Here is a 26,752-nt window from a genome sequence, read left to right as displayed (position 1 = left end):
TATTTGAGGTGTAAAAAATGATATTATCTGTTAAAGATTTAAGCCATGGCTTTGGCGACAGAGCCATTTTTCACGAAGTCTCCTTCCGTTTATTAAAAGGCGAGCATGTTGGTTTAATTGGCGCCAACGGTGAAGGAAAGTCAACGTTTATGAATATTATTACTGGCAAGCTGGAGCCAGATGCAGGAAAAGTGGAATGGGCAAAGAATGTCCGTGTCGGTTACCTGGATCAGCACACTGTGCTAGAAAAGGGACGAACGATCCGCGAAGTGCTTCAGGATGCATTCCACTATTTATTTTCAATGGAAGCAGCGATGAATGACATTTACGGCAAAATGGGTGAAGCCGATCCTGATGAGCTGGAAAAGCTGTTAGAGGAAGTGGGCGTCATTCAAGATGCGCTCACAAACAATGATTTCTATATCATTGATTCCAAGGTCGAAGAAATAGCGAGAGGTCTTGGGTTAACCGATCTTGGGCTGGACCGTGATGTGACAGAGCTGAGCGGCGGACAACGTACAAAAGTATTGCTTGCGAAATTGCTGTTAGAGAAGCCAGAAATTCTCCTTCTCGATGAGCCGACCAACTATTTAGATGAGCAGCATATTGAGTGGCTGAAGCGCTATTTACAGGAATATGAAAATGCGTTTATCCTCATTTCACATGATATTCCGTTTTTAAACAGCGTGATTAACTTGATCTATCATGTGGAAAATCAAGAACTCACGCGCTATGTTGGTGATTATGATCAATTTAAACAAGTGTACGAAGTCAAAAAGAGCCAGCTTGAAGCAGCTTATAAAAGGCAGCAACAGGAAGTCGCTGAATTAAAGGATTTTGTGGCAAGAAACAAAGCGCGTGTCAGCACAAGAAATATGGCCATGTCCCGGCAAAAGAAACTAGATAAGATGGATATGATTGAACTCGCAGCAGAAAAACCAAAGCCTGAATTCCACTTTAAAGCGGCACGGACTTCTGGGAAATTGATTTTTGAAACAAAAGATTTGGTCATTGGTTATGATGAACCACTCTCTCGTCCATTGAATCTGAAAATGGAACGTGGGCAAAAAATTGCGCTTTACGGTGCTAACGGGATTGGAAAAACGACATTGCTGCGAAGTCTCCTTGGAGAAATTTCTCCGATTTCGGGTGAAGTGGAACGCGGAGAATTCCTTCATATTGGTTACTTTGAGCAAGAAGTAAAAGAACAAAACAGCAACACTTGTATTGAAGAAGTATGGAGCACCTTCCCTTCTTACACGCAATATGAAGTGAGAGCTGCTCTTGCTAAATGCGGATTAACGACAAAACATATTGAAAGCCGCGTGTCTGTTTTAAGCGGTGGAGAAAAAGCAAAGGTCCGTCTATGTAAGCTGATCAATGAAGAAACCAACCTACTTGTTCTCGATGAGCCGACCAATCACTTGGATGTCGATGCGAAAGAAGAACTAAAACGTGCATTAAAAGAATACAAAGGGAGCGTCTTATTGATCTCTCACGAACCTGAATTTTATCAAGATGTAGCCACTGAAACTTGGAATTGCGAATCTTGGACGACAAAAGTATTATAACGGCAAAAAAGCCTTATATCTGAAAAAGATATAAGGCTTTTTTCTTTTAATGACCTGCTTGGATATGGATAAGATGCTTACGACCAATTAGCAGGATTATCATGCCCAACAGAACGACAGCCGCTCCAACATAGTAAGGGGTGCTCGCTGTATAAGATTCAGCAAGTACGCCGGCAATCCAAGGAGCAATCGCGCCCCCAATAAACCGCACAGCACTGTAAGAGGATGAAGCAATGGAACGCTCAACTGGTGCTGATCCCATCACAGCGGTCGTGAGCACGGTATTGATCATGCCAAGAATCCCCCCAGCAATGACAATTCCGCAGATGACGACGACAATATGTGAAGTCCAAATGCCAATACCGAATAAAATCACAGCAAACGAAGCAAAAAGTACCACAAGAGAAGTCAATGTTCCAAGCTTGCGATGAATGACTGGCGCTGAGAAGACGGATGTGACGGCCAAAAATAGCCCCCATCCAAAAAAGACATAACCAAGACCATGCTCATCCAGATGAAGCACAAATGGCGAATACGCTAAAAGCACAAAGAAACCGAAATTGTATAAGAAAGCGGCAGATGCCATCGTTAAAAGCCCTTTATATTTTAACGCCCCGACAGCCTCAAATAATTTCACCTTTTTCTGAGGTTTTTGCATCGGCGGAAGCATAAACGTAATGGCTAGAAGAGCAACAAGCATTAATACCGCAACACCAAAGAATGGTCCGCGCCAAGAGATCGTCCCAAGCTCTCCGCCAAGCAGCGGTCCAACTGAAATCCCAAGACCTAGTGCAGCCTCGTATAAAATAATGGCCTTCGCACTTCCTCCAACAGACACACCGACAATGACAGAGAGAGCCGTTGAAATGAATAAGGCATTCCCAATGCCCCATCCGCCTCTAAAGCCGATTAATTCATTAATCGTTGAAGAGGTACCACCTAAAGCAGAAAAGACAATAATAAAAATAAGTCCGATTAATAATGTCCATTTCGCACCAATTCGACTAGAGAGAAAGCCGGTAAAAAACATCACAAAGCCGGTCACAAGTAAGTAGCTCGTAAACAACAGAGAGACCTGACTTGGAGATGCATCTAATTGTGATGCAATGGCCGGCAAAATTGGATCCACAAGTCCTATCCCCATAAATGAAATCACACATGCAAAGGCAACAGCCCAGACGGCCTTCGGCTGCCTAAGTAGACTTGTACGCTGTTTTAACACTTCTTCTTCCTTCATTCCATCAGAACCTTTCCTTCAAATGTTGACAAAATAAAATAAACACACTGAGGTGTTTATTTTTGTAGTTGCTCAATCGCATGAGCCGCTCTATCTTTCATCGTTTCAAGATCCTTTTTAAAGGATTGAATCGTTTCAAGCTTTTTTGTAATTAATTGATGTTGCACAGTCAGCTGCGCCTCAATATCTAACAGCTTTTCTAATCGTTCCTTCGGATCAAGCGACAGCAAGTAGCCTTCTTTATTCAGCTCTAACTGCTTCCCTATTTCCATAAACGATTGAAGCTCTTGTAAAGAAAAACCGAGTACCTCTTTTGCCTGCATGACTTTTTCTAGTTCTTCCATGTCGTCCTCTGAGTACAGCCTGACACCGCCCTCTGTCCGCTTTGGTGCTGATAATAAACCAATTTCTTCATAGAAACGAATCGTCCGTTTCGTCAGTCCGCTTCTTTTCGCCACTTGATCAATTTTCATCCAATCCATTGCCAGTGCCTCCTGCTCATCAATTCATCATTTATTATACACCTTTATCACCTTAACGTAAACGTAAATGTTTGAGTTCCTGATTCTCACGTGTTTTGAGGTAAAGGAAAAAACCCTGTAGAATGTCCTACAGGGTTTTATTTCAAACATTTTATTAGGATTAACCTTCTAATTCCTCAATCATGATCGACAGTTCTGTCCAGCGGTCCATTGCTTGTTCTAGTTCTTCAGCAACGGCTTTTTGTTCGTCCATCAGTTCTTGAATTTTCCCAAAATCACTGCCTGCTTCTGCAATGCTTGCTTCAAGCTGCTGATGTTTTTCCTCCAATGCCTGAATCCGGTCTTCAATTCCATCCCATTCAAGCTGGTCTTTGTAAGAAAGTTTTTTTCTCTTTTTAGGCGCCGCTTCTACTTGTTTCTCAGCAGGCTTTGTCTCTGTCCGCTTCGCCTCTTTTTCTTGCTCCATGTAATCGCTGTAAGCGCCTTGGTAGTGTGAAATGCGGCCATTTCCTTCAAAGGAGAGCAGACGATGAACCACTCGGTCTAAGAAATAACGATCATGCGATACGGTCATGACAACGCCAGGAAACTGTTCTAAATAATCCTCTAAAATGCTGAGGGTCTCCGTATCAAGATCGTTCGTTGGCTCATCTAAAAAGAGAACATTCGGTTCTTCCATTAAGACTTTCAGTAAATACAATCTGCGGCGTTCTCCCCCTGACAGCTTGCGAATAAACGTCCGCTGCATGGATCTTGGGAATAGGAACCGTTCCAGCATTTGCTCTGCTGTCACTATGGCGCCATCAGATGTCTTAACGATCTCAGCTGTTTCCTTGATGTATTCAATGATCGTCAGCTCTTCATCCATTTCCTTATGATCCTGCGTGTAATAACCAATGCGAACGGTTTGTCCGATCGTCAACTGTCCTGAAGTCGGTTCAATTTTACCCGCTAGACAATTGAGAAGCGTCGTTTTTCCGACTCCATTCGGCCCAATGAATCCAATCCGGTCGCCCGGCACGACTAAGTCTGTAAACCGCTCCACAAGGGTCTGACCAGCAAATGAAATTGACAAGTCTTCTGCCTCTATGACTTGTTTTCCTAGGCGATGCGAACCGATGGCGAAATCCAGCTCTCCCTTCGCATCAGGGCCTTTTTGATCCATTAGTTCTTCAGCTCTGCCGATGCGTGCTTTCTGCTTCGTTGTTCTTGCTTTTGCCCCTCTTCTCAGCCATGCAAGCTCTCGTCTGAGTAAGTTTTGACGTTTCGTTTCTTTCACCTGGGCCTCTGCTTCTCGTTCCGCTCTTTTTTCTAAAAAGACTTCATAATTTCCTTTATACGTATAGAGCTGTCCTTGATTCAGCTCATAAATCCGATTGGCCACTCGGTTGAGGAAATAACGATCATGCGTCACCAAAATGACAGCACCGCTGTATTGACTCAAATATCCTTCGAGCCATTCAATCGTTGCATTATCGAGATGGTTGGTTGGCTCATCTAAAATCAGCAATCCTGCGGGCTGAATTAAATTTTTAGCAATCGCGACACGCTTTTTCTGTCCGCCTGATAAGGCATGAACCGAACGGCTCACATCTTTGACGCCAAGCTTTGTCAAAATCGTTTTTGCTGACAGGTTCGCATCCCATGCGTCTTCCTGATCCATTCGATTTTGCATGCGCATGAGCGCCTCTTGTTTTGCCTCATTTTGTGGATCATGCTCTAAATCGGCGAGTGCCTGTTCATATGCCTTCATCGTTTGAATCATCGGTGCTGTTCCAGAAAAAATGTAATCGAGAATCGTTTCATCCCCATCCATTTCAGGGTCCTGCTCAAGAAATTCGATATCAAGCGTCCCTGCCTTCGTGATGTCACCTTCCTCAAACGATTCAAGTCCTGCAATGACCTTTAGGAGCGTTGACTTCCCTGTTCCGTTTGGTCCAATTAACCCGATGCGTTCCTTTGGTTCTATATGAAAAGAAATATGATCAAACAGCGTTTTCTCGCCATAGGTTTTATATAATCCTTCTACATTCAATAAACTCATTTTTATCAGCCCTTACATAGATTCTTCCTTTATTTTAAATCAGCCAGTAGCAGAAAACTAGTTTTAAAAAACCCCCTGCTGAAAAGAATGTTTCCTTTTGCTGCTCGATACACTATGAAGAGGTGATCTAAAGATGGTAACCATTAGCTTATGTATGATCGTGAAAAATGAAGAGGAGGTGTTAGCGGACTGCCTTTCCTCCGTTCAAGACATTGTCGATGAGATGATCATCGTTGATACAGGTTCAACAGATCGTACGAAAGAGATTGCTCACTCCTTTTCAGCCAAGGTGCTTGATTTCGAATGGGTTCAGCATTTTGCCAAAGCCCGCAATTTCGCTTTCTCACGTGCAACGAAAGAATATATTTTATGGCTTGATGCAGACGATGTTCTGCTTGAAGAAGACCGTCAAAAATTTCTTCAGCTCAAAGAGACACTCGATCCTGCGGTGGATGCCGTCTCAATGTTTTATCATGTAGGATTCGATGAAGACGGTCAGGTGAATTTCAAATATAGAAGAAATCGCCTTGTGAAGCGTGCCTTGAACTTTCAGTGGTACGGGGCCGTTCATGAGTTTCTTCAGGTGTACGGAAATATCTTACCAGCCGATATAGCCGTCACACATCAAAAGCGTAAGAAAACAACCGCTGGTGAACCAGGGCGCAACCTGCGAATTTATGAAGACATGCTGGCAAGGGGAGAGGACATGACACCCCGTGACCTCTTTTACTTTGCCAATGAATTAAGAGATAACAGGCAGCATGTCAAAGCAATTCGTTTTTATCATGAATTTTTAGCGACAAAACAGTGCTGGATTGAGGATGAAATTCGCACATGCCAATATTTAGCAGACTGTTATTATGCGGTAGGCTTCGAGGAAGCGGCTTTATCCTCATTATTACGTTCTTTCTTATATGATCAGCCTCGTCCAGAATTTTGTTGCCGAATCGGGGATCATCTAAAAATTCAAAATAAACATCAGGCAGCGATCTTTTGGTATGAGCAGGCGCTGAAGGCTCCTGAAAACGAAGCAGCCTTCACACTCACACATTATAAAACGTGGTATCCTCACCTTCAGCTTTGCTATTGTTATTATCAGCTTGGCGATTTGGAGAAAGCCAAAACACATCACCTTGCTTCCGCCGCCCATCACCCAACTCATCCAAGTGTGCTGTATAATGAAAAAATATTTACTGAACAGACATAAATGATTTATCACCACATCCGCCTTCCATCTATCGGCGGATGTCTCTTTTTAAGCAGAAAGTCGATGGTGGCGTTTAACACTTTAGTGATTTAAAGCGTTCTTCAACCAATTGACTAAATTGTCATTTCAGCATATACTAACACTCGTCTTACGAAAAGATTTATCCATTAGGAGGTCAACATGAGTTCTTTATTTCGAAAAAAGTCTCTCGACCAGCTCATGCTTGAAAGTCAAACGAAGCGGCTCAGCCGATCGTTAAATACTTTTGATTTAATCTTGCTTGGCATTGGCTGCGTGGTCGGGACTGGGATCTTTGTGATTACGGGGGTTGCTGCGGCAAAGGATGCGGGACCTGCGATTATTATATCTTTTATTTTAGCTGCGATCGCATGCGCCCTTGCTGCTTTTTGCTACGCTGAGTTCTCCTCGTCCATTCCTGTATCAGGAAGTGTCTATACGTATTCCTACGCTACACTTGGGGAATTTCTCGCCTTCTTAATGGGCTGGGATCTCATGCTTGAATATGTCATTGCACTCTCTGCTGTAGCAAGCGGATGGTCGTCCTATTTCCAATCACTGCTCAGTGGATTCGGTATGCACATACCGAAGGCTTTATCAGCTGCACCTGGAGCCGCTGATGGAGCCGTCTTTAACCTTCCAGGCGCACTCATTATTTTGCTTATCACCTTTATCGTCTCAAGAGGCGTGAAAGAAAGCACGAAGCTGAATAACATCATTGTGCTAATTAAAATTGCCATCGTCCTTCTCTTTATCATTTCAGGCTTTGCGTACGTCAAACCTGAAAACTGGACACCTTTTATGCCGATGGGCTTCCACGGTGTGATTGCTGGAGCGGCAACTGTCTTTTTTGCTTACCTAGGATTTGATGCGATCGCTAATGCGTCTGAAGAAGTCAAAAATCCTCAAAAGGCGATGCCAATCGGAATCATCGGTGCGCTCGGTGTTTGTACGATTTTATACATCGGGGTTTCATTTGTCTTAACTGGCATGGTTCACTATACAAAGCTAAATGTCAGTGACCCTGTCGCATTTGCTCTTCAAGTTGTTGGCCTGAATAGTGTGGCGGGCATTATATCCGCCGGTGCCATTATTGGGATCACCACGGTTTTAATTGCCTTAGTCTATGCGCAGGTGCGCCTAACCTTTGCGATGAGCCGTGATGGTCTTATGCCGAAGATTTTCTCTAATGTCAATCCAAAATCACAAACACCCGTTGCCAATACTTGGCTGACAGGTGCTGTCGCAGCATGTATCGTAGGCTTTGTGAACTTATCGACACTCGCGAATTTAGTGAGCATCGGTACGCTTGCAGCCTTCACAGTCATTTCAATCGCCGTTATCGTTTTACGGAAAAAACACCCGAATGTCAAAGCAGCGTTTAAAGTGCCATTCGTGCCTGTTCTTCCGATTATCAGTGCGGTCATTTGTATCACACTCGCAACTACCCTTTCATGGGAGACATGGAGAGCCTTCCTGATCTGGGTGGCCATTGGTGTCGTTGTTTATTTCGCCTATGCAAGACGAAAAAGTCATCTGAATGAAACACATTAGAAAAGAGACACGGGGATTCCCGGTCTCTTTTTTTGCTTAAACCACGCTGTTTTTGACTGAATTTGAATCCACCATATCTGGATCTAACACGCTTGAAATCGGAATGACAAGCGGTGAACAATCTCCATTGTCCTCTCCAAATCCTTGGTTCAATTTCATCGAGAGAAAATAATCGATCTGCTGATAAGGTCCTAGCGTCAGTGATGCACCCCGATCCATTGCATTGATTTTAAAAGCACCGACATTGACGACTGAGGGTGAGAATAACATCACACGTCACTTCCTTTGAATGGGTTTAGCTGTTGGTGAAAAAGAGGCAGGTGAGTCCACTTGATCTCGATCATCTACATGGCTTTTTGTCCCGACAAAACCGCTGGCATCTCCAAAATTTTGTCCGTACCCCTGATTTTTTTTATCTGAGTTTTGCCACTCTGCTAACAAATTTTGTCCGACATTCACCGCCGACGCATTTTCAAAGGAATTAATTTTTAACATGAAAATATTAATATTGATATACGGAGTTGGTTGAACCACAGATAAACCTCCTTTTTATAGGTATATGCAAGCACCCATCAAGTATGTTAACAGGAGGTCTTCACATGGACTTCGAAAAAATGAAGCAGTGGATGGATATTGCCCAGCAAATGCATGGGGATGATTTTTGGAAAATGATCTTCGATGATGAGCAAAGATCTCCCTTTATGGCAAACGGTCCGTCTCCCTTTACATTTACGCAGCAGGATCAGCGCGGCCCAGATGCGTCGTTTCCACCCATCGACATGGTGGAAACCGCGACAGAAATTCAGTACTTAATTTATTTGCCTGGCTACCGAAAGGAAGATGTACAAGTGTTATCATATGGCGAATATTTGGTTGTGAAAGGACAGCGTTTTTCCTTTTTTAATGAGCAGGATTTTCGTCAAAAGCAGGGCAAGTATGGTCCGTTTGAAAAGAAAATTCGGCTTCCAGAAATGATTCTTGGACAAATGAATGCAGCCTTTAAAGACGGTGTGCTTTATATCAGACTGCAAAAGGATGAAGGAAAAGCGACTGCTATTATCATAGATGACGAATATTGATACTCACGGCGTCGATTTGATCACGATCATCAATCGATTCAATCGGCAGGATCGTGATCACGCCATCAGCATTCTGTTCCCCAAACCCATTGTTTCTTTTCATCGTACTGCAATGATTGCAAACAAACGTCGAACCAAATGTCATGGATGATCCTGTGCCGATTGAGTTCGTCTTCATATGGGCAATGTGGATATGAGTAGGCAGCATGTGCTTCTCTCCTTTCTTGTCATCTCTATAAGTATATATCTCACAGCTTTTCCATAGACTAGATCAAGGCAGAAGAAAAGGTTGTGGTCTACTTGAAACATTTCATTCTATCACTCTTTAAAAAAACTGAATCCAGTCCATCGCCCTCTGTCACCGAGCTGGAGAAAAGGCTCACCGCTCTCGAGCAAAAAATGTCTGCATCAGCTTCCCCTGTCTCAGAGGATACACACATTCATATCGAATCCCTGCATGTGGACAAAATTGATTACCATTTAGAGTTTGGTGAGCTTTCCATTGACCAGCTTCAAGGCAGACTCAACATTGGGGCAACCTATTACACGCCAAAAGACACGCACATCAAAAAATCAGCACCTCCACCGAAGCCAAAAGAAACAAAAACACCGACAGTCTCGATTCGATCAAAGCCACCTTCGTAATCCGATCAACTTTTAAGCACAACCGGAAGCCAGAAATACACCGCAAGGACAATCACCACAATACTTATGATATTTAACCAAAATCCTGTCCTGACCATATCTGATATTTTCAGCACGTCTGCACTAAAGACAGCGGCATTTGGCGGTGTGGAAATCGGCAGCATAAACGCACATGAAGAAGCCAAAGCAGCCGCAGCCATTAACCCATAAGGCTCGATCCCAATCGCAAGCCCAAGCCCTACCGTAATCGGAATGATCATATTGGCAACAGCTGTATTTGACATAATCTCAGTCATAAACAAAATCGCTCCCGTTAAAATGATCAATAGCATGATATACGAAAGCCCATTTAAATGCTGTAGATTTTCCCCAATCCATCCTGTTAGATTGGTTTCTGCAAAGCCCGTAGCGAGCGATAGCCCACCTCCAAACAACAGCAACAGCCCCCACGGCAGCTGTTTCATATCCTGCCATTCTAATAGTCTCTCTCCGTTTGTTGCTGGAATGAGAAATAACAGCAAGGCACCAAAAATGGCGATCGACGTATCGGATACGGTAACTCCTCCAAACAAAAAGAGTTTAAAAATCCACAAAAACGCCGTCGTGAGAAAAACGGCAAACACCCATTTTTCCTCTTGTTTCATTTTTCCTAAATCCTCTAATCCCTTTCGAATGAACGTTACACTCATTTCACCTGTGTGCTTTACCTTAAACTGGACTTTGGTCAAATACAGAAATAAGAGAATGAGCAGAATCATCGCAACAGGAAAACCAAACAAAAACCATTCAAAAAACATAATTTCCCGATCTAATAGCTTTTTTGACATCGCAGCAAACACCGCATTTGGGACGGACCCGACAAGTGTTGCCAGACCTCCAATTGACGCTGAATACGCAACCGACAATAAAATGCTTTTACTGAAACGCTCAAGAGATGGACCAGCTAAAATATCATTAGCTTTGACCTCTTTAATCACAGCCAGTGCCACCGGGAGCATCATCAGAGCTGTCGCTGCATTTGAAATCCACATAGATAAAAAAGCAGTCGCGATCATGACACCTAATACAATGCGGTCACTTCGTGTGCCAATCACCCTTAAAATGTGTAAGGCCATTCTTCTATGCAGATTCCATTTTTCAATAGCAATTGCGATCATAAATCCGCCCATATACATAAAAACGATCGGATCTCCATAAGCTCTTGATGTCTGTTCCATCGAAAGCCCGCCAAGTGTCGGCAATAGGATGATGGGCAATAAAGATGTTGCAGGGATGGGCAGTGCTTCTGTCACCCACCATGTAGCCGTCCAAGCGGTAATGCCCAAGACTACCCTCGCAGCATAGGTCAATTCATTTTCAGGTATGAGAAAAAGAACGAGCAAGAAGAGTGCCGGTCCAAGCACAAGTCCAATCACATTCACCTTTTGATAAACGATAACAATTCCCCCTTATTGAAAGCGCTTGTATATTTTTCTATTTTTCCACATTCGATGATCTCTTAAGAAATCCTTTAAATCATAAGAAAAAATGAAGATATCTTTCATAGTAACCATCTATCATTTTCGTCCCTTTCCCCAATCCATGACATGAAACATTGGTCTATTTTCATAGGAGAAACTATACAAATCATCTGCAATCACTGTAAAATATAGAAGATCTAATCAAAAATTGAGGTGTTTTCATTGTATACGGATCAACGAAAATCATTTTGGAAACAGAAAAAAGTCATGATCCCCATTCTTAGTATCATCGTAGTTGCTGTTGCTTTCTTTTTCTTAAAAGATTCTCTTTTCTCAAAAGAAAAAGAAGCTTTAAAAGCGGCTCAATCCTTTACAAAACAAATGGAGAAGAAAGACTTTACGAAGCTGGCTGATGAGGTAACGAGTGCGTCTTTGAAAGCCAATGACTTCTCAAAAAAACAACTAGCCGAAAAATACGACAATATCTTCAACGGAATTGGCGCTTATGATCTGAACATATCAAAGCTCAACGTTGAAAAACAGGACAAAGGAAATGGATATCAATTTTCCTATGATGTGACAATGAAAACGTCATTTGGCAAGCTGCACAAGCTTTCTTACAAGGGCGTTCTCTCAGAAGAAGATGACAAATGGAAAGTCGACTGGAAGCCAAATCTCATCTTCCCACAAATGGAGAAGGGAGATACGATCAAAGTCAAATCAGACCCTGCTGTACGCGGAAACATCGTCGACCGAAAAGGACGTACCCTAGCAGAAACAACTGGCGGAAGCGCACTTGGCATCATCCCAGGAAAGCTTGGCACAGGAGAAGAAAAAGAACGCAATATCAAAAAAATCAGCAAGGCATTTGATATTGATGAAGAACTCATCGACAATCAGCTGAAACAAGCATGGGTCACAGACGACACGTTTGTTCCGCTCAAATCAATGTTAGAACAGAAGCCGATTCCAAAAGATATAAAAGGCGTCACCTATCAATCGAAGGAAATGCGTTACTATCCTTATAACAAAGCCGCCGCCCATCTCACCGGCTATGTTGGAAAAGCAAATGCAGATGATATCAAAAGAAATCCGGCGTTAAAAGCAGATCAAATCATCGGCAAAACCGGCCTAGAATTCACATTTGACAAAAACTTGCGTGGACAAGATGGCGGAAGCATTTTAATCGTCCATGATGAAACAGGCATTGAAGAAACATTGCAAAAATCAGATCGACAAGATGGAAAAACAGTGAAGCTGACCATTGATGCTTCTTTACAGAAAAAAGCCTATGAACAGCTGAAAGGTGAAAAAGGGGCCGTCACCATCATGAATCCATCTTCTGGGGATCTATTAGCGCTTGTCAGTGCCCCTTCCTATGATGTCAATCTCATGACAAACGGAATCACACCTAAGGAGTATCAGGCATACAGTGAAAACCCAGATCTCCCATTCCAAGCCCGTTATGCAAGCCGATATGCACCAGGGTCTACATTCAAAACCATTACAGCAGCCATCGGGCTGGAAACAGGTGTCACAAAACCTCATAAAGTACGCACCATCCATGGACTGAAATGGCAAAAAGATCAATCTTGGGGCAATTATCGCATTACGCGGGTTCACGATAAAGAAAACGTAAATATGGTTGATGCCCTCGTATACTCAGATAATATTTACTTCGGTCAGGAAGCTCTGGAAATTGGCAAAGACACCTATGAGAAAAAAGTAAAAGCATTCGGATTTGGCGATGATTTGCACATGCCATTTACAATGAAACCAGCACAAGTATCGAACGACGGCATTCAATCGGACATCCTGCTTGCTGACTCGGCATATGGTCAAGGTGAATTACTCATGTCACCGATTGAACAAGTACATGCCTATTCTCCATTTGCAACAGGGGGCAAGCTTGTCTATCCTCGAGTCGTTCAAGATGAGAAAACAGCATCACCAAAACAAATCATCAAAGAAGACTCGGCAAATACAGTGAAAGACGCGCTCACTCAGGTCGTGACAAGCCCAAATGGTACAGCTCACTCCTTACAAATGGAAGGCGCTGATATCGCCGCTAAAACAGGAACGGCAGAACTGAAGAGCAAGCAAGGAGCAACAGACGGTTCTGAAAATGGATTTTTACTTGCATTTAATCCTAAAAAAGAAGATTACGTCCTCGTCGGTATGATTGAAGATGTAAAAAACCGCGGCGGTAGTGGACTCGTCATTCAAAAAATGAAGCCTGTCATCGCATCTTTTTATAAGTAACCATTTAGAGACACAAACACTTGTGTCTCTCAGCGTGTAGACAAACCCTCGCATTCGTTGTCAGTCCTGCGCTTCGGTGCTCACGAATGTCTAATTCGCTCCGCTCCGATGCTCGTACTTCCTAGACTTCAAAGGTTTTCTATCACGCTGAAAAGAAGACAAAGAGCTAAAATAAAGATCATTTTAGCCCTTTGTCAACAATCTGAGAGACACAAAAACTTGTGTCTCTTTTTTCTAAATCATGACAATTTGCTATTGTTTTATAGTTCACCTTATGAATAAAATGAGAAGAATGCAAAATTGAAAACAGTTGAATGAAAGGAGGATGTCTCATTGGCTATTGCTGCTCGTACTAAGGATAAACCTCAAAATTCCGTCACTGGCTCAACGGTCTATCCCATTTTATTGATTATTGGCATTTGTCATATGCTCAATGACACTTTGCAAGCCGTTATCCCTGCGATGTTCCCTATTTTAGAACGCTCAATGGGGCTGACCTTTACACAATTAGGGCTGATTGCCTTTACATTAAACATGGTCTCCTCTGTGATGCAGCCCGCTATTGGGTGGTACACAGATAAAAGGCCGATGCCTTATGCACTCCCGATTGCTTTATTTTCTAGTGCTGTCGGTATATTCGGGCTTGCGTTTGCGCCTTCCTTTGCCACCATATTGCTTTGCGTTGTCTTTATCGGACTCGGCTCTGCTATTTTCCATCCAGAGGGCTCTCGTGTTGCCAACATGGCTGCTGGTCCAAGACGAGGACTTGCACAGTCCATCTATCAAGTAGGCGGAAATACAGGTCAAGCCTTTGCCCCGCTAATCGCAGCATTAATGCTCGTCCCTCTCGGTCAGCCAGGTGTGGCTTGGTTTACGATTGTTGGAATGATTGCTGTCGGTTTCCTTCTTTATATTTCAAGATGGTACGCAGGAAGACTTCAAACCATTCGAGCTCAAGCGAAAAAAGCTCCAGCAAAAGCGGCAAGATCTGAACTTCACCGTAAGTCAGCACTCACAGCACTTGGCATTATCGTCTTTCTCATCTTTGCCCGCTCTTGGTATGGAAATGCGATATCGAATTTCTATGCGTTTTATGCGATTGAACAATATGGATTGACGATTAAAGAATCACAGACTTATATTTTCTTATTTCTCATTCTAGGTGCAATTGGAACGTTTTTAGGCGGGCCGCTTGCAGACCGCTTCGGCAAGAAAACCGTCATTTTAATTTCCTTATTGGCATCCTTTCCGCTTGCCTTGCTTCTGCCATTTGCCGGACCGGTTTTTGCTTATGTTTTACTTGGGCTGATTGGAGTCATTTTGACATCAAGCTTCTCTGTCACAGTTGTTTATGCTCAAGAACTATTTCCCGGGAAAATTGGCACAATGTCTGGTTTAACGGTTGGGCTTGCGTTTGGTATGGGTGCAATCGGATCGGTCGCTTTAGGCTCATTTATTGATACTTTCGGTTTAACACCTACCATGATCGGAGTCGCTTTTTTACCGATATTAGGCATTCTGGCATTCTTACTACCTAGCGATCAAACCATCTCCAAATGGAATGAATCATAAAAAGGAAAAAACCGCTCAGTGTTTGAGCGGTTTTTTCATATCTCATAAAAATGCGTATCAGGAACATGCTTCTTTGCAATAAATCCTTGCTGAAATTCTGGAAAGACTTTTTGTACCTGTTTAATCTTTTGATGAATTAAATCAGCATACGGAATATAGAGATGATCCACTAGATTTTGTTCTGTCATATAGTAATACCAATTCAGATTAAACGTATTCTCATCAATGATCGTAAAGGCAGAAAAATGATAGAACAAGAGTGGACATTCGTCGAGATACATATCCCCTTTCACAACGGAAAGCTTGTAGTTTTCAATATTCCAGATCGCAGCATTGGCTCCTTTAGATGTTACGACATGAACGCCTTCAAAATCATCGATCCATCTTTCAACATACCGCTGATCTCCATACGTCTTATTTTTTGTATCCATTTCGACTGTACAGTGTGCAAGACAGTTTTCCTTCCATTGTGTGACCGCACGTTTGGCAACGTCTGTGTTACGGCAGCCGACAAATCCAGTATTAAAGCGGCCAGACAATTCATAAAAGTGATAGAACCGCTCGGAATTCATATGATCTGTCAAAAATAAGTGAGCAAGTGGATTCTCTGCAAAAATCGCCTCTGGATCATGATAAAAATACAAATCCGTATCCAAATGGGCGAGATAATCCGCTTCCGAGGATTCAAGGATTTTGAGCAGAAAAGCAGGCTTTAACGTCCAGCAATACTCATGAAACGTCCGATTATCCTTTGCCTTTCGCAGCTTGTCATCTTCAATATTTTCAAGCTGTTCATATTGCACGTGCGGATGAGGAAATTCACTTAACACCTGGTAAGCCAACGGGTCTGCACATAATACCGATAGTTTAAATGAACGTGAGGTTTGTTCAAGCGAATGAATGAGCGCCAAAAGCTTAAAAACATGGGTATTCGACACAATGGTTGTAAAATGATAAGACGCCATCTACAACACATCCACTTGAAACAAATCAACGCGTAATAGCTCTTTCGTCAGCCCTTGAATGGCTTCAACAAGCACTGTGCAGCCATATTCTTGCCGTGCAAGTTGCGCTACCTCTGACAGCTTTTTCAAAGGGACATGTTTCGCTGTCATCTGATCTTTTTTATCCCGTTTGATGCCTACATTCCGCTCTGTGATCAAATGAAGCAGCTCTAAAAAGTAAGAGAGCAGACCATCGAATACCGGATTTTCACGCAGCTGCCTAATCTCTTTTACAATGTCATTTGTGACGGTGTGAGAAAACGGACCAGAGAAAGCCAGATGGACATCAATGGCATCAATATTGTTGTACTTCTCGCACATATACAAAATGTTATATTTGATGTCATCAAAAGATGTTAAATTACTCGGATGTTCCTGATGCACGCTCAGGATATCCTCTCGCAATTCAAAGGAGAGACCAAGCTGATGCAGACGAATGCCTAAATCATAATCCTCAAACCCATACCGAACGATCTTTTCATCAAACATCCCGAGCGTGATGACATGCTTCCGTTTGACAGAGGAATTATTCGTAATAAAAAATCGCCACGGCAACTCATAAGAGCCTAAATCATAGTTGTACGTGCGCAAAATGTCTTTGAGAATATCAATAAACTCAGACTGCAAATCAAAGCTTTTCTCTAGAAATGCACCATTCTCCACTTCTTGCATGGATAAAAGAGGCGTTTTATCTTTCATTTTCCGTTTATACAAACCTTGCTTTTTCAATCGCTTGATATGATCCTTATCAAATGCTTCGTAAAAATATCGATAAATCCGCTTCCAGCATACACCACAAATGACAAGGTCCTCTTGATCAGCATGTGCCTCTGCATGTTTTTGAATAAATTGCGGCTCTGCCAGCATATCACTGTCATGGAATATCAACAGGTCTCCTTCCGCCTCGCGAATGGCATGATTACGACCCTTGGCAATCCCTTGATTGACAGGAATACGCACCTTTTTAAACGGGAAATTCACCTTAATGTTCTCAAGCATTTCCATCGTGCCGTCCGTTGACCCATTATCGGCGACAATGACTTCAAACGGAATATCCGTATCCTGAAGAGTTAAGGAAAAAAGACTCCCTTCTAAACGCTCCTTGGCATTATAGCTCGGAATAATGACGCTTACCTTTGGCTTCTCATTCATGCGTCATCCTCCTCAACTTTGGCATAACCGTTAAACATCGGATCGACCTGCTCAACAGATTCAATCACATGACGTAGCACGTTTCGATAGGCTTCTTGGAAAAACGGCAGATCCTCTCTCCCCTTCTCATGAATTTGCTGCATCTCATCCTTACTCACGATGCGAAAGCCACTGAAATGATAGCAAATGAGCGGATGCCCATCCTCCAGCAAAATCCGTCCATTTTCTTCACGATAGGAATGCTGCCCATAGTTCCAATGACCAATATTCACGCCTTTTGTTTGAATATCCTCCACTTTTTCAAACAGCTTCGGCATATGATCGAGATAACCTTGATCGCCAAACTTGCCTTCACCCGGCGCATTTTTGCATTCCTTCAAGCATTCTTCTTTCCACCAGCTAAGGCATTTCCGGCCAGCTTCATCTCCTTTAAAATGCAGGAAGCCTGAATTATAGCGGCCTAAAAGCTTCTGAAGCATCTTCACTTCCTCAGGATCAAAGCTCGGAATCACAATATCCCCTCTCGAAAGTAATACAGAGGCATCCGGCTGATGCTGAAAAATCACTTGCGGGCTCTCATAAAAGAACAAATCCGCATCAAGATAGGTTACGCTCTCTGCCTGCTCCTGTTCAAATAACCACTCAATCCACATCGGCTTTAACGTCCAGCAATATTCCGAGGCATCCCGTTCCTCTTTTTTCTCCAGCAGCTCCGGTGTTTCGAGTTCACGTACATGAACAAGATCGACATGAGGAAAATTCATTTGATGAAGCAGATCAAATGCAGCATCATCCATACATAACGTCTTGATGACAGCATCATCTTCTACTTGCTTCAATGATAAGAAAAACGCAATGGCTTGATATAGTCTTCCACTTGATAGAACCGTACAATATATGCTGTTCATCTACTTACACCTCTATTTTTGAAAGAATTCGCGGTACCATTCAATCGTCTTCTCTAACCCTTCATCAATGGAGTAGTCAGGCTTCCAATCAAGCAGCTTTCTCGCCTTTTCTGCCGATAAATATTGGTGCTTGATCTCATGCGTTCCTTGGTTTAAAATACGAGGCTTCAGTTCACTGCCCATCGCCTTTAAAATCTTATCCACGAGCTCAAGAACCGTCAGCTGAATTTCATTACTAAAGTTAAATGCTTCTCCAGCGAGCCCTTTTTCCTCCATCTTCTCAGCCAGCAGCAAATAAGCCTTAACCGCATCTTCAATGTAGAAATAATCACGAATAAATGTCCCATCACTTCTAATTTCAGGCGCTTCTCCTTCCAGGACAAGCTGGATGGTTTGCGGAATGATTCTGTTGAAATTTAAATCCCCGCCCCCGTATAAATTGCCGCAGCGCGTGATACAAACCGGGAGACCATATGTGTTGTAATACGTGTGAGAAATTAAATCTGCACAGCTCTTTGATACATCATACGGATGTTTCCCATTTAGCGGCATGTCTTCATCGTATGGAAGCTGCTCCTGATCGCCGTATGCTTTATCACTTGATGCCACGATGACTCGTTTGATTAGCGGCTGTCTTCTACAAGCCTCTAGCACATTCCATGTCCCTAAAATATTGGCTTCAAATGTAGAAACAGGGTGTCTATTTGCAACCCCTACAATGGCCTGCGCCGCCAAATGGAAGACAGTATCAATTTCGTATTCTCCTAACGCACGTTCAATCGTTTGCATATCCTCCAATGCCCCTTGCACCACATTCATCTTTTCAAATTGACTGCCTTGATATAAATTCGATCGAGGCACCTGATCACGCACAAGTCCAGTTACGTTTGCCCCTTGATCAATCAATTCCTTGACGAGATAGCTTCCCAATAACCCTGTACATCCAGTCACAAATACGTTTTTCCCATTCCAAAATCCGCTCATGCCGTCACCAAACCTTCCATGGTTGTTTTCCATTTGTCCACATGCCATTGATTTCTTTCAAGTTCTTATACGTATCGATCGCTGTCCAAAATCCGTGATGCTCATAAACCGCAAGCTCTCCATCATTCGCCAGGTTTTGAAGAGGTTCTTCTTCAAACACGCATTGATCATCGTCTGTCAAATAGTCAAATACCTTTGGAGACAACACAAAAAATCCTCCATTGATCATCCCGATACTGTCTGTCTTCTCAGAGAAGGATTGTGCCATCCCGTTATATACCTTCAACGTCCCGTACTGTGACTTCTTTTCAATTCCTGTGACAGTCGCAGCTGCCCCAAGATCTTGATGACGCTTCAGCAGATGAAACATATTGATATTGGCAAGTCCATCACCATACGTCATCATGAATGTCTCATCCCCAATGTAATCCTGTGCCTGCTTTAACCGTCCGCCTGTCATCGTATTCTCGCCCGTATCTAAAAAGGTGATTTTCCAGTTCTCTGACTTTCCTAAAAGTTTCATTTCCCCTGTTGCCATATCCAGCTTCATGCTGTGATGCCGCCAGTCGTAGTTCAGGAAATACTCTTTAATCTTCTCTCCTTTATATCCAAGCAATAAGATAAACTCATCTACTCCGTAATACTGATAGATTTTCATAATATGCCATAGAATAGGCCGATCTCCGATCATAGCAAGTGGTTTAGGAAGCGCTTGTGTGACCTCACTCATTCTCGTTCCCTTTCCTCCGCAGAGAATGACTGCTTTCATCTTCTCCCCTCATCTCTCTATGAAAATTTTTGATTGAAAACCTCATCTTTATGCGGATAATCAGTACATGTACCCTCATACTTTGTCCGACATCAGGTTTTGAATCTACTCTATTCATATGTCGAAATGAGAGAGCGTGCCACCTAGCATTTAACTATTTTTACAAATAAAAAAAGAGCGAGATTTGTATTCTCGCTCTTTCAAAGTTTAAATTGTATATTATCAGGGTAGATGGTATGATAAACATGTGCATCAACAGCACAAACAGCCTCTTTTTATTAAGAGACTACTAGATGGAATGAATTCAAGTGGCAGCTTGCTTCATTCACAATATGAATCACGGAGGTGAATTCCCATGGCACAAAACGTACTTTGTGAAGTGAACTCTTGCCGTTTTTGGGCTGATAACAGCTGTACGGCTTCTACCATTAAAATTGGTAAAAACACAATGACTGATGTGACTCGCAATGCTGAAACTGATTGCGAAACATTTGAAACAAAATAAGTAATTTTTCTAAGATGAAGGAACTGGCAGGTTCCTTCTTTTCTTTTATCATTCTATCAAGAATGATAATTATTATCAAGTGTTTTTCACGAAACATTTCTCGGGAAATAATGACACGATATTTCTCCATTCGTTGACGATTTTCACTCCTTTTTCTATACTCAACATATCCGAAGAAGAAAAAGTGGTGACCAATCAATGGATTTTACGATACGTTTTCTATCATTCTTTGTCGTAGAAATCGAAGGCAAAGATGAACAAGCAAATAAACGGTTCAAGCATTATCAAACATTAGATCAAGAGGAATTTGAACAAAGTGAACTGAAGGACTTTTTAGATGGTGAGCTAAAAAAAATCGTCAAACGAAAAGTGGACAGACACCCTAAATCAGAACAAGTACCAACCAAAATTGGCCGGTTCATTGTCGAGCCTGGTCATGATCTCGATTCAAATCCAAACTACAATTTATTTCATCAGACGAGATTTGCCGATACAAAAGAAGTATTTAATGAATGCAGTGAACAGTTTGTTCGCACGTATTTAGATACAAGTGCTGTCAGAGGCGGCGTTTTTTTAGTTGCGTCCGCCGTTCCTAAAAAGTACTTCGATGACTCCTTTGTTTTTATTATGAAATGTGATTTTGAACAGAAAGTCGCTTCTATCGCTGATACATCTACCTTGATCAAAAAAGTAGAAATGGCGATTACAACAAAAAACATGAAATCAATTCAATATCCATTTATGCCAGAAGAGGGCATGACGGAGGAAGCTGAAGTGAAAATTCACCAATCCTCACATGCTCGTTATTTTGAGGACTTTCTGAAATTCGTCGAATACGGGGAATCTATGCCCGAAATCATGAAATCACAGGTCATGAATATGGTGCAGGAACAAGTATTTGAAACATTACAGGATGAAAGTGAAGAATTAAAGCAGTTCGAAGAGGATCTTGAAATATGGGAAGCAAGTGAAAAGCGAGAAATTAGAGAAACACTCGATACAGAACAGGTCACACTAGCAGCTTCTCACATTGTGGAACAAACCCCTGATATCACAATGAAAATGCGTCTAGGTGAAACAGAAATCAAAGGACTTTTAGCCGACTTCGGCCACTCGATCCATATTGCGAAGGTCAACAATCGATATGTCGTGCTCGTCGAAGCAGACCAAATCGTCTTTGAAAAAGGAAGCACACCTGTTGAATTCCATAAACCAAATGGATTAAAAGAGGTTGTCAGCCAGCTGACGCAAAAAGCCTACGATTCAGACTTAGAATAAAAGAATAGACTGCCTCTTGCGATCAGCTGCATGAGGCAGTTTTTTATATAACGCTTTATTTTTTTACGCTGCACTAGACGAAACTTGTTGACCGCCTCTTCCCCACATGCTGACAAGCATGAGGCTTATGACGAGCATCAACCAAAAGACGCTGTTTGTTCCGAAAAACTGGATCAATGTATACCCACACAAAGGTCCTAAAGCAGCCCCCATATCTTGAACAAAAGAATAGCTGGCGAGAAAGCGGTTCTTATCTGTTTGAGCAGAGGCTTTTTGAAAGGCAAGCGTATCGGTGAACGTTGTGACAACCGTTGCTAGCAGCTGAATCAAAAGCAGCATCAATAGGAACCAGCCACTTACCTTCAGCATGACCCCAAGAACACTGAGCCCTCCAAATGAAAGAAACATCCAGCATAGCATTCGTTCCTTCATCACAAGCCGATCAAACCATCTACCCGTTCTCGGTGCGAGAAATGGTTCCCATCCCCATCTGAGTGCTTGAATCACACCGCTTAAAGCCGAAGCTCCGATGACAAAACCAAACAGAGTCAATTCATCCTGATCGATCTTCGCTTCAATGACATGACTTAGCGTGGATGCGAATAAACCTTGGATGATCAGTGCGATCAGCATGCCTGTTATCAGTACTTTTACCACATCTCGTGTAAACCATTTTTGTTTGATGCCATGATACACCTGAATGTCTTCTCTCTTTTCAATTTCATCCAGCGATACATAAAAAATGCATCCCATCAATGTGAGTAAGCCAAAGACTAGCGTCATGGACTGAAAACCGATCAAGCTAGCAAAGATTCCGCCACATAACATGCCAAATAAACTGCCAAGCCGGTAAAGCCCATTATAAAGCCCCGTCAAATGTCCTTGTGAGCTTTCGTCCATTTCAGCCAAAACCCTCATCCCGCTCATACGGAGTAATGTCCAAGCAAGACCCCATGCGCAGCGGCAGATCAATAGCAGCCAAAAGCCGCTCACCCCATATAATATCGTGGTCACTGATGCGATCAAAATCGCGATCAATACACCCGTTTTCATTGGGATATAGCGATAGAGCCACCATACGACAGGTGCTAGCGGGATACGAATGAATCGATTGATGGACAGCAGTAACCCGACCTCCCAAATGGATGATAAACCAATCTCTTTCCAATAGACTGGAAGAACAATATAGAGCATTGAATCCCCAATAAGTGCAAATGCTGTGATGAGCGATATTGACACAACTTGCTTTTGACGACGATCCATTTTTTCTTCCCCCTTCGCTACCTTTACGATAAGGGATGCTTTATAATAAATCTAATGAATGTTTTTGATTGATTTATCAAAAAAATTGATAGGTGGTGCGAAATTGAATTTACATGCCCTTCGGATTTTTGCAAAGGTCGCAGAGACAAAAAGCGTCACACAAACTGCAGATGTTCTCTCTTTAACACAGCCAGCTGTGACCGCCCAGCTTAGAAGCATTGAACGCGAGATCGGATTTCGCCTTTTTAAACGAAACGGCCGAGGAATTAAGCTCACAGAAATGGGAAAGATGCTGTACCCTTATGCCCGGCAAGTATTTGAGGCTGAAAAGGAAGTAGAATATCAGATCACGCTATTGCAAAATGGGAAGAAGGGGCGCCTCCGCATCGCTTCTACCTACGTACCACTCAACTTTTTGTTGCCTGATTGGCTGGCTGCATTTAAATCGTCATCTCCACAGACAGAAATTGAATTAAAAAGTGGAAACTCCGCTCAAGTGATTGAGAGCCTGCTTCAATATGAATCAGATGTCGCCATCGCCGTAATTGAAGATTTGCATCATGAGGAGATTGTTACCTCTCATTTGACGAATTTAAGCTATGATTTTATTGTGCCAGCAGACCATCCGTTGAACGGAAAAACCGTTCCGCTAGAGCGCCTGAGCCTGGAGCCTTTTTTGATGCGCGAAGAAGGTAGTTCCACTAGAGATAAACTCTTTTCCCTGTTCACCTCGAAAGGAATTAAGAAACCGACTGTTGATTTACAATTCAGCGGTGTTCATGAAGCGATTCAAATGATCAAAGCTGGCTATGGGATCACGCTTGTTCCCCGTGATGCGGTTCAAGGTAGTCTCAAGCGGAAAGAGATTGGGCGTGTATATATCGAAGGCATAGAAATCATCAGACCTGTTGTGATCTGCAAACGGGCGAATGATCTTGAAGAAAATAGAACCGTGGATGCCTTCCTGCAAACGAAAGAGATCGGTCCATTTAAGGAGCCGGCTGCAAATTAAAAAAAGTGCCTGCATGAGAAACAGGCACTTTTTTCTATTCAGTTGGCTGCACGATGTCATATGGTACAGCCTTTGAGGCTTTCACTAATTGTTCTGGTGTGATCAATATTTCATTTCCCCATTCACCTGCTCCAACACCTAATATGTCTTCCTCTAATAGCGAAGCTTCGATGATGGTGCGGAAGCCTTCAGGCTGCCAGCAAAACGGCGGTATTGAGCCAATTCGGTAGCCCGTCACTTCTAGAACCTTCTCTGGTGAAGCCATTTTAATATTACGGGATCCAGCCGCTTTCTTTAGTTTCCCTGATTTAATATGCTGGTCAGCACCAACCATCACAAGCAGCTGCTCTCCTTCCCCTGTTTCAAAAATCAATGTCTTGATCATTTGTCTCTCACGAAAACCAAGGGCTGCTGCTACATTTGCGGCTCCCTTCTCTGTTTCGGAAGAAAATGTTTTCATCTCATAAGGGATGCTGTTCTGATTCAAGTATTCATGTGCCGGTAATGTTTTCATTGATTGACCCCTTTCTTTACGATGTCTTTCATTTAGCTTATCACAATCCTCTCATCCTTAAGATGTATTTTTCAATGAAAAGCCTCTAGGTCCTTCTTCCCCATGCTATACTGAACTTGTTTTTGGAAAGGAGCCGGTTGGATATGGGAATTAAGTTTTGGTACTATACAGGCAGTAAAAGCCTTCTCATGCTGAGTGATATTCTATTTTTGATGATTATCACGTTAGTTATTTATCAAGATACACAATCTGTTGCCTATGCGGCAGTATTTCCGCTAATAAGAACGCTATGTCAGTTATTCGCTGGGCTTATTTCTCCTGTTTTGACCGCTCACTTTCAAGCCGATCGTCTATTGAAATGGGTCCCTCTTTTTCGGATTGCGATGCTCGTTATGTTCACAACCCAATTTCATTTCTTTCAGCAGCATCTGGTCTGGCTGTTTAGTGCGTTCATTTTAATTTCCATCACAGGCGGATTCATTAGTCCTTTATTACAGGCCATCATGCCGATACTTGTGCCAGCAAATCAGCTTGTGAAAGCGAACAGTACAGCCTCTGTTTTTTATCAATCTGTTCAAATTGCTGGCTATTCGTTTACTGGAATGCTTGTCCTATTGATTGGTCCATTTTATTTAATGTGGGCCTCTTGTTTCATGATTGTGTTGTCTTATCTATTTATCCTCCCTGTTCTTTCTCTACTCAAGCAAGAAGACACGGTCCAAAAGGCAGATACGATGAACAGGTTCAAGGATGGCTGGAAGATTATTTGGACAAACAAAACGGTGCGCACTCTGACCTTCATGGATGTTTGTGAAAATATTGCAGGTGCATTATGGGTCGGACCGGTTACACTTGTCTTTGTCACACTTGTTTTAAAGCAAGGTGAGGAATGGTGGGGATTTATCAATGCTGCTTATTATATAGGTGCCATTATAGGCGGGCTCTTGGCTGCATGGCTGAGCCGTTTTATTCAAAAACAACTTCTTCTCTTTATGGCAGCAGGCTCTTTTATTTATGCAGTGCTAACCATTCTGTTTTCGCTGAACAGTATGCCATGGCTTGCGTTGCTGCTTTGTATTTTGATGGGGCCTGCCTATCAAATTCGAGATGTTTCACAGCAAACCATTCTTCAAACGGAAACGCCAGTCCATGATTTATCAAAGGTGTATTCGGCTCAATACGTCCTCTCTTCTATATCTGTCAGTTTATCTATTTTCTTTGTTGGATTGATTGCAGATGCATTCGGGACGAGATTTGTGTATTTGCTAGGCGGTTTGTTTGTACTCGTCTGTTCCGGGATTGCCATCCTCTCTTTTATGAAGCAGAAAAAAGAGAGCGGCTGATTCGTGCAGCGGCTCTTTTACTTTTCCTTTAACATTGTGAACATATCACGCGCCATCGCTTCTAAAATATACACAACTGGCGTCTGTGTCGTAATATTGGCTCTATGAACCCGTTCGTCTGTCACGTAATAAGCAATGTTTAAATCTGAAATGCGTGAAATCGTGCAGTGCTGATTGTTGGTAATACTAATGATTTTGCTTCCTTCTCTTTTTAACTTCGAAATATGATCAATCGTAATACTGTTCTCCCCGGATACAGACAGCACAATGGTGACACTATTGTCTAAATACTGCATATTCATCGGGAAAAACGGATCATTGATGTAAAATGAAAATTTCTCAAGACTTGAAAAGTATCTCGCCCCATACTGTGCCAAAATACCAGAGCTGCCAGTGCCGATAAAGAGCACATTTTTTGCATCGGCAATGAGCCTTGCTGCCTCTTTAATCTTTCCTTCAAAGTCCCCTTTTAGGGTACGTTCAATAAATTCATATAAAAAGTGCTGGGTGCTTTTTAAAGTAGGTGTCCGCTCTGATTCTAAATACATTTTGAGTTTCACTTTAAACTCTGAAAAACCTTCACAATTCACTTTTCGGCAAAAGCGAAGGACAGACGAGGTGGAGATATGGGCTGCATCTGCTAAGTCCCGAATTCTCATATACACGACCTTTTCACTGTTTTCCATGATGTATCGGTATAAAGCGCTTTCTAGTTCATTAAAGCTGGAAATAACCTCACTTGAAAACATCTGACTTCCCCTTTCTCCAACAGCATGTCACAATGTGTTTCTTTTATGTAACAAATCTCTAAATAAGGCACCCTTGCCTAAAGACGCTGAAGTCATTTACGCATGAGACGCTCTCACGATAAGCTATAGATGTACAAACA

General features: G+C 42.5%; 26 protein-coding genes. 11 read left to right on the top strand and 15 right to left on the bottom strand.

What is annotated here, in order from left to right; genetic code table 11:
- Positions 1-17 precede the first annotated feature (17 nt).
- Positions 18-1,571, top strand: a complete 1,554-nt coding sequence (locus MKX52_RS03525) for an ABC-F family ATP-binding cassette domain-containing protein (RefSeq protein ID WP_012009230.1) — start codon at positions 18-20, stop codon at positions 1,569-1,571.
- Positions 1,572-1,617: 46 nt separating this feature from the next.
- Here the strand turns inward: MKX52_RS03525 and MKX52_RS03520 are convergent, their stop codons facing one another.
- The 3 genes from MKX52_RS03520 to MKX52_RS03510 all read right to left on the bottom strand — a co-directional run bounded on the left by MKX52_RS03520 (position 1,618) and on the right by MKX52_RS03510 (position 5,334).
- Positions 1,618-2,808 (bottom strand): MFS transporter, encoded by a 1,191-nt coding sequence (locus MKX52_RS03520; RefSeq protein WP_144472080.1) that lies wholly within the window; start codon positions 2,806-2,808, stop codon positions 1,618-1,620.
- Between the two features lie 56 nt (positions 2,809-2,864).
- The gene (locus tag MKX52_RS03515) at positions 2,865-3,290 is read right to left on the bottom strand and encodes a MerR family transcriptional regulator (RefSeq protein ID WP_012009228.1); all 426 of its coding nucleotides are present in this window, start codon (positions 3,288-3,290) and stop codon (positions 2,865-2,867) included.
- Positions 3,291-3,450: 160 nt separating this feature from the next.
- Positions 3,451-5,334, bottom strand: coding sequence for an ABC-F family ATP-binding cassette domain-containing protein (locus MKX52_RS03510; RefSeq protein ID WP_342491492.1), 1,884 nt, complete (start codon positions 5,332-5,334; stop codon positions 3,451-3,453).
- A 133-nt stretch (positions 5,335-5,467) separates the two neighbouring features.
- On the opposite strand from MKX52_RS03510, the gene MKX52_RS03505 reads away from it, so the two are divergent.
- Together MKX52_RS03505 and MKX52_RS03500 are read left to right on the top strand one after the other, a co-directional pair.
- Positions 5,468-6,541, top strand: a complete 1,074-nt coding sequence (locus MKX52_RS03505) for a glycosyltransferase family 2 protein (protein ID WP_144481919.1) — start codon at positions 5,468-5,470, stop codon at positions 6,539-6,541.
- Positions 6,542-6,721: 180 nt separating this feature from the next.
- Positions 6,722-8,113 (top strand): amino acid permease, encoded by a 1,392-nt coding sequence (locus MKX52_RS03500; protein ID WP_342491491.1) that lies wholly within the window; start codon positions 6,722-6,724, stop codon positions 8,111-8,113.
- Positions 8,114-8,149: 36 nt separating this feature from the next.
- On the opposite strand, the gene MKX52_RS03495 is transcribed toward MKX52_RS03500, so the two are convergent.
- Both MKX52_RS03495 and MKX52_RS03490 read right to left on the bottom strand, forming a co-directional pair.
- The gene (locus MKX52_RS03495; RefSeq protein ID WP_024424583.1) at positions 8,150-8,383 is read right to left on the bottom strand and encodes a hypothetical protein; all 234 of its coding nucleotides are present in this window, start codon (positions 8,381-8,383) and stop codon (positions 8,150-8,152) included.
- 6 nt (positions 8,384-8,389) lie between these two features.
- Positions 8,390-8,647 carry a hypothetical protein gene (locus tag MKX52_RS03490; RefSeq protein ID WP_012009223.1) on the bottom strand — a complete coding sequence of 86 codons (258 nt, stop codon included), beginning with the start codon at positions 8,645-8,647 and terminating at the stop codon, positions 8,390-8,392.
- A gap of 65 nt (positions 8,648-8,712) precedes the next feature.
- On the opposite strand from MKX52_RS03490, the gene MKX52_RS03485 reads away from it, so the two are divergent.
- A complete protein-coding gene (locus MKX52_RS03485) occupies positions 8,713-9,192 on the top strand; it encodes an Hsp20/alpha crystallin family protein (protein ID WP_058015467.1) in 480 nt (159 codons plus the stop codon).
- Here MKX52_RS03485 and MKX52_RS03480 read toward each other — a convergent pair.
- Entirely contained in the window at positions 9,173-9,400 is a 228-nt protein-coding gene (locus MKX52_RS03480; protein WP_119124545.1) for a hypothetical protein, read from the bottom strand. The genes MKX52_RS03485 and MKX52_RS03480 overlap by 20 nt on opposite strands.
- Positions 9,401-9,492: 92 nt before the next feature.
- Between MKX52_RS03480 and MKX52_RS03475 the strand changes: the two genes are divergently transcribed.
- Positions 9,493-9,837, top strand: a complete 345-nt coding sequence (locus MKX52_RS03475; RefSeq protein ID WP_254112621.1) for a hypothetical protein — start codon at positions 9,493-9,495, stop codon at positions 9,835-9,837.
- Between the two features lie 5 nt (positions 9,838-9,842).
- Here MKX52_RS03475 and MKX52_RS03470 read toward each other — a convergent pair whose 3' ends face one another.
- Positions 9,843-11,258, bottom strand: a complete 1,416-nt coding sequence (locus MKX52_RS03470) for a DASS family sodium-coupled anion symporter (protein ID WP_342491490.1) — start codon at positions 11,256-11,258, stop codon at positions 9,843-9,845.
- 261 nt (positions 11,259-11,519) lie between these two features.
- Here MKX52_RS03470 and MKX52_RS03465 point away from each other — a divergent pair, with 261 nt between their 5' ends.
- Together MKX52_RS03465 and MKX52_RS03460 are read left to right on the top strand one after the other, a co-directional pair.
- Positions 11,520-13,559 (top strand): penicillin-binding transpeptidase domain-containing protein, encoded by a 2,040-nt coding sequence (locus tag MKX52_RS03465; protein WP_342491489.1) that lies wholly within the window; start codon positions 11,520-11,522, stop codon positions 13,557-13,559.
- Between the two features lie 333 nt (positions 13,560-13,892).
- Positions 13,893-15,131 carry an MFS transporter gene (locus MKX52_RS03460; protein ID WP_012009217.1) on the top strand — a complete coding sequence of 413 codons (1,239 nt, stop codon included), beginning with the start codon at positions 13,893-13,895 and terminating at the stop codon, positions 15,129-15,131.
- A 35-nt stretch (positions 15,132-15,166) separates the two neighbouring features.
- Here MKX52_RS03460 and MKX52_RS03455 read toward each other — a convergent pair whose 3' ends face one another.
- The 5 genes from MKX52_RS03455 to rfbF are packed head-to-tail and all read right to left on the bottom strand — an operon-like array spanning position 15,167 to position 19,948.
- Complete coding sequence (locus MKX52_RS03455; RefSeq protein WP_088004340.1) at positions 15,167-16,096, bottom strand: putative nucleotide-diphospho-sugar transferase; 930 nt, start codon at positions 16,094-16,096, stop codon at positions 15,167-15,169.
- Complete coding sequence (locus MKX52_RS03450; RefSeq protein ID WP_342491488.1) at positions 16,097-17,287, bottom strand: glycosyltransferase; 1,191 nt, start codon at positions 17,285-17,287, stop codon at positions 16,097-16,099.
- Positions 17,284-18,195: a putative nucleotide-diphospho-sugar transferase gene (locus MKX52_RS03445; protein ID WP_342491487.1), complete on the bottom strand. Its 912-nt coding sequence runs from the start codon at positions 18,193-18,195 to the stop codon at positions 17,284-17,286. The genes MKX52_RS03450 and MKX52_RS03445 overlap by 4 nt, the downstream gene beginning before the upstream one ends.
- Before the next feature lie 12 nt (positions 18,196-18,207).
- Complete coding sequence (locus MKX52_RS03440; RefSeq protein WP_041816148.1) at positions 18,208-19,179, bottom strand: GDP-mannose 4,6-dehydratase; 972 nt, start codon at positions 19,177-19,179, stop codon at positions 18,208-18,210.
- A gap of 4 nt (positions 19,180-19,183) precedes the next feature.
- Positions 19,184-19,948, bottom strand: coding sequence for a glucose-1-phosphate cytidylyltransferase (rfbF, locus tag MKX52_RS03435; RefSeq protein ID WP_012009212.1), 765 nt, complete (start codon positions 19,946-19,948; stop codon positions 19,184-19,186).
- A 355-nt stretch (positions 19,949-20,303) separates the two neighbouring features.
- Between rfbF and MKX52_RS03430 the strand changes: the two genes are divergently transcribed.
- Positions 20,304-20,453: a DUF1540 domain-containing protein gene (locus MKX52_RS03430; protein WP_003213883.1), complete on the top strand. Its 150-nt coding sequence runs from the start codon at positions 20,304-20,306 to the stop codon at positions 20,451-20,453.
- A 198-nt stretch (positions 20,454-20,651) separates the two neighbouring features.
- Positions 20,652-21,731 (top strand): DUF3900 domain-containing protein, encoded by a 1,080-nt coding sequence (locus tag MKX52_RS03425; RefSeq protein WP_144456682.1) that lies wholly within the window; start codon positions 20,652-20,654, stop codon positions 21,729-21,731.
- A gap of 63 nt (positions 21,732-21,794) precedes the next feature.
- Here MKX52_RS03425 and MKX52_RS03420 read toward each other — a convergent pair whose 3' ends face one another.
- Entirely contained in the window at positions 21,795-22,994 is a 1,200-nt protein-coding gene (locus MKX52_RS03420) for an MFS transporter (RefSeq protein ID WP_342491486.1), read from the bottom strand.
- 103 nt (positions 22,995-23,097) lie between these two features.
- Between MKX52_RS03420 and MKX52_RS03415 the strand changes: the two genes are divergently transcribed.
- Positions 23,098-24,006, top strand: a complete 909-nt coding sequence (locus MKX52_RS03415) for a LysR family transcriptional regulator (protein WP_217013955.1) — start codon at positions 23,098-23,100, stop codon at positions 24,004-24,006.
- A 34-nt stretch (positions 24,007-24,040) separates the two neighbouring features.
- Here the strand turns inward: MKX52_RS03415 and MKX52_RS03410 are convergent, their stop codons facing one another.
- Complete coding sequence (locus tag MKX52_RS03410; RefSeq protein ID WP_342491485.1) at positions 24,041-24,520, bottom strand: YbaK/EbsC family protein; 480 nt, start codon at positions 24,518-24,520, stop codon at positions 24,041-24,043.
- A 143-nt stretch (positions 24,521-24,663) separates the two neighbouring features.
- On the opposite strand from MKX52_RS03410, the gene MKX52_RS03405 reads away from it, so the two are divergent.
- Positions 24,664-25,863: an MFS transporter gene (locus MKX52_RS03405; protein WP_342491484.1), complete on the top strand. Its 1,200-nt coding sequence runs from the start codon at positions 24,664-24,666 to the stop codon at positions 25,861-25,863.
- A 17-nt stretch (positions 25,864-25,880) separates the two neighbouring features.
- Here the strand turns inward: MKX52_RS03405 and MKX52_RS03400 are convergent, their stop codons facing one another.
- Entirely contained in the window at positions 25,881-26,612 is a 732-nt protein-coding gene (locus tag MKX52_RS03400; protein WP_012009207.1) for a MurR/RpiR family transcriptional regulator, read from the bottom strand.
- Between the last annotated feature and the right edge of the window lie 140 nt (positions 26,613-26,752).

The sequence above is a fragment of the Bacillus sp. FSL R5-0422 genome, from assembly GCF_038610765.1.
GTDB lineage: Bacteria > Bacillota > Bacilli > Bacillales > Bacillaceae > Bacillus > Bacillus pumilus_O.
The sequence above is the reverse complement of the archived record's forward strand: the minus strand, read 5'-3'. Positions and strand labels throughout refer to the sequence as shown.

What these genes read in the sequence shown, in the direction of transcription:
- MKX52_RS03525 (WP_012009230.1), top strand. Translation starts at nt 18, where the DNA reads ATGATATTATCTGTTAAAGATTTAAGCCATGGCTTTGGCGACAGAGCC.
- MKX52_RS03520 (WP_144472080.1), bottom strand. Translation starts at nt 2,808, where the DNA reads ATGAAGGAAGAAGAAGTGTTAAAACAGCGTACAAGTCTACTTAGGCAG.
- MKX52_RS03515 (WP_012009228.1), bottom strand. Translation starts at nt 3,290, where the DNA reads ATGGATTGGATGAAAATTGATCAAGTGGCGAAAAGAAGCGGACTGACG.
- MKX52_RS03510 (WP_342491492.1), bottom strand. Translation starts at nt 5,334, where the DNA reads ATGAGTTTATTGAATGTAGAAGGATTATATAAAACCTATGGCGAGAAA.
- MKX52_RS03505 (WP_144481919.1), top strand. Translation starts at nt 5,468, where the DNA reads ATGGTAACCATTAGCTTATGTATGATCGTGAAAAATGAAGAGGAGGTG.
- MKX52_RS03500 (WP_342491491.1), top strand. Translation starts at nt 6,722, where the DNA reads ATGAGTTCTTTATTTCGAAAAAAGTCTCTCGACCAGCTCATGCTTGAA.
- MKX52_RS03495 (WP_024424583.1), bottom strand. Translation starts at nt 8,383, where the DNA reads ATGTTATTCTCACCCTCAGTCGTCAATGTCGGTGCTTTTAAAATCAAT.
- MKX52_RS03485 (WP_058015467.1), top strand. Translation starts at nt 8,713, where the DNA reads ATGGACTTCGAAAAAATGAAGCAGTGGATGGATATTGCCCAGCAAATG.
- MKX52_RS03480 (WP_119124545.1), bottom strand. Translation starts at nt 9,400, where the DNA reads ATGCTGCCTACTCATATCCACATTGCCCATATGAAGACGAACTCAATC.
- MKX52_RS03455 (WP_088004340.1), bottom strand. Translation starts at nt 16,096, where the DNA reads ATGGCGTCTTATCATTTTACAACCATTGTGTCGAATACCCATGTTTTT.
- MKX52_RS03450 (WP_342491488.1), bottom strand. Translation starts at nt 17,287, where the DNA reads ATGAATGAGAAGCCAAAGGTAAGCGTCATTATTCCGAGCTATAATGCC.
- MKX52_RS03445 (WP_342491487.1), bottom strand. Translation starts at nt 18,195, where the DNA reads ATGAACAGCATATATTGTACGGTTCTATCAAGTGGAAGACTATATCAA.
- MKX52_RS03440 (WP_041816148.1), bottom strand. Translation starts at nt 19,179, where the DNA reads ATGAGCGGATTTTGGAATGGGAAAAACGTATTTGTGACTGGATGTACA.
- rfbF (WP_012009212.1), bottom strand. Translation starts at nt 19,948, where the DNA reads ATGAAAGCAGTCATTCTCTGCGGAGGAAAGGGAACGAGAATGAGTGAG.
- MKX52_RS03430 (WP_003213883.1), top strand. Translation starts at nt 20,304, where the DNA reads ATGGCACAAAACGTACTTTGTGAAGTGAACTCTTGCCGTTTTTGGGCT.
- MKX52_RS03425 (WP_144456682.1), top strand. Translation starts at nt 20,652, where the DNA reads ATGGATTTTACGATACGTTTTCTATCATTCTTTGTCGTAGAAATCGAA.
- MKX52_RS03420 (WP_342491486.1), bottom strand. Translation starts at nt 22,994, where the DNA reads ATGGATCGTCGTCAAAAGCAAGTTGTGTCAATATCGCTCATCACAGCA.
- MKX52_RS03410 (WP_342491485.1), bottom strand. Translation starts at nt 24,520, where the DNA reads ATGAAAACATTACCGGCACATGAATACTTGAATCAGAACAGCATCCCT.
- MKX52_RS03405 (WP_342491484.1), top strand. Translation starts at nt 24,664, where the DNA reads ATGGGAATTAAGTTTTGGTACTATACAGGCAGTAAAAGCCTTCTCATG.
- MKX52_RS03400 (WP_012009207.1), bottom strand. Translation starts at nt 26,612, where the DNA reads ATGTTTTCAAGTGAGGTTATTTCCAGCTTTAATGAACTAGAAAGCGCT.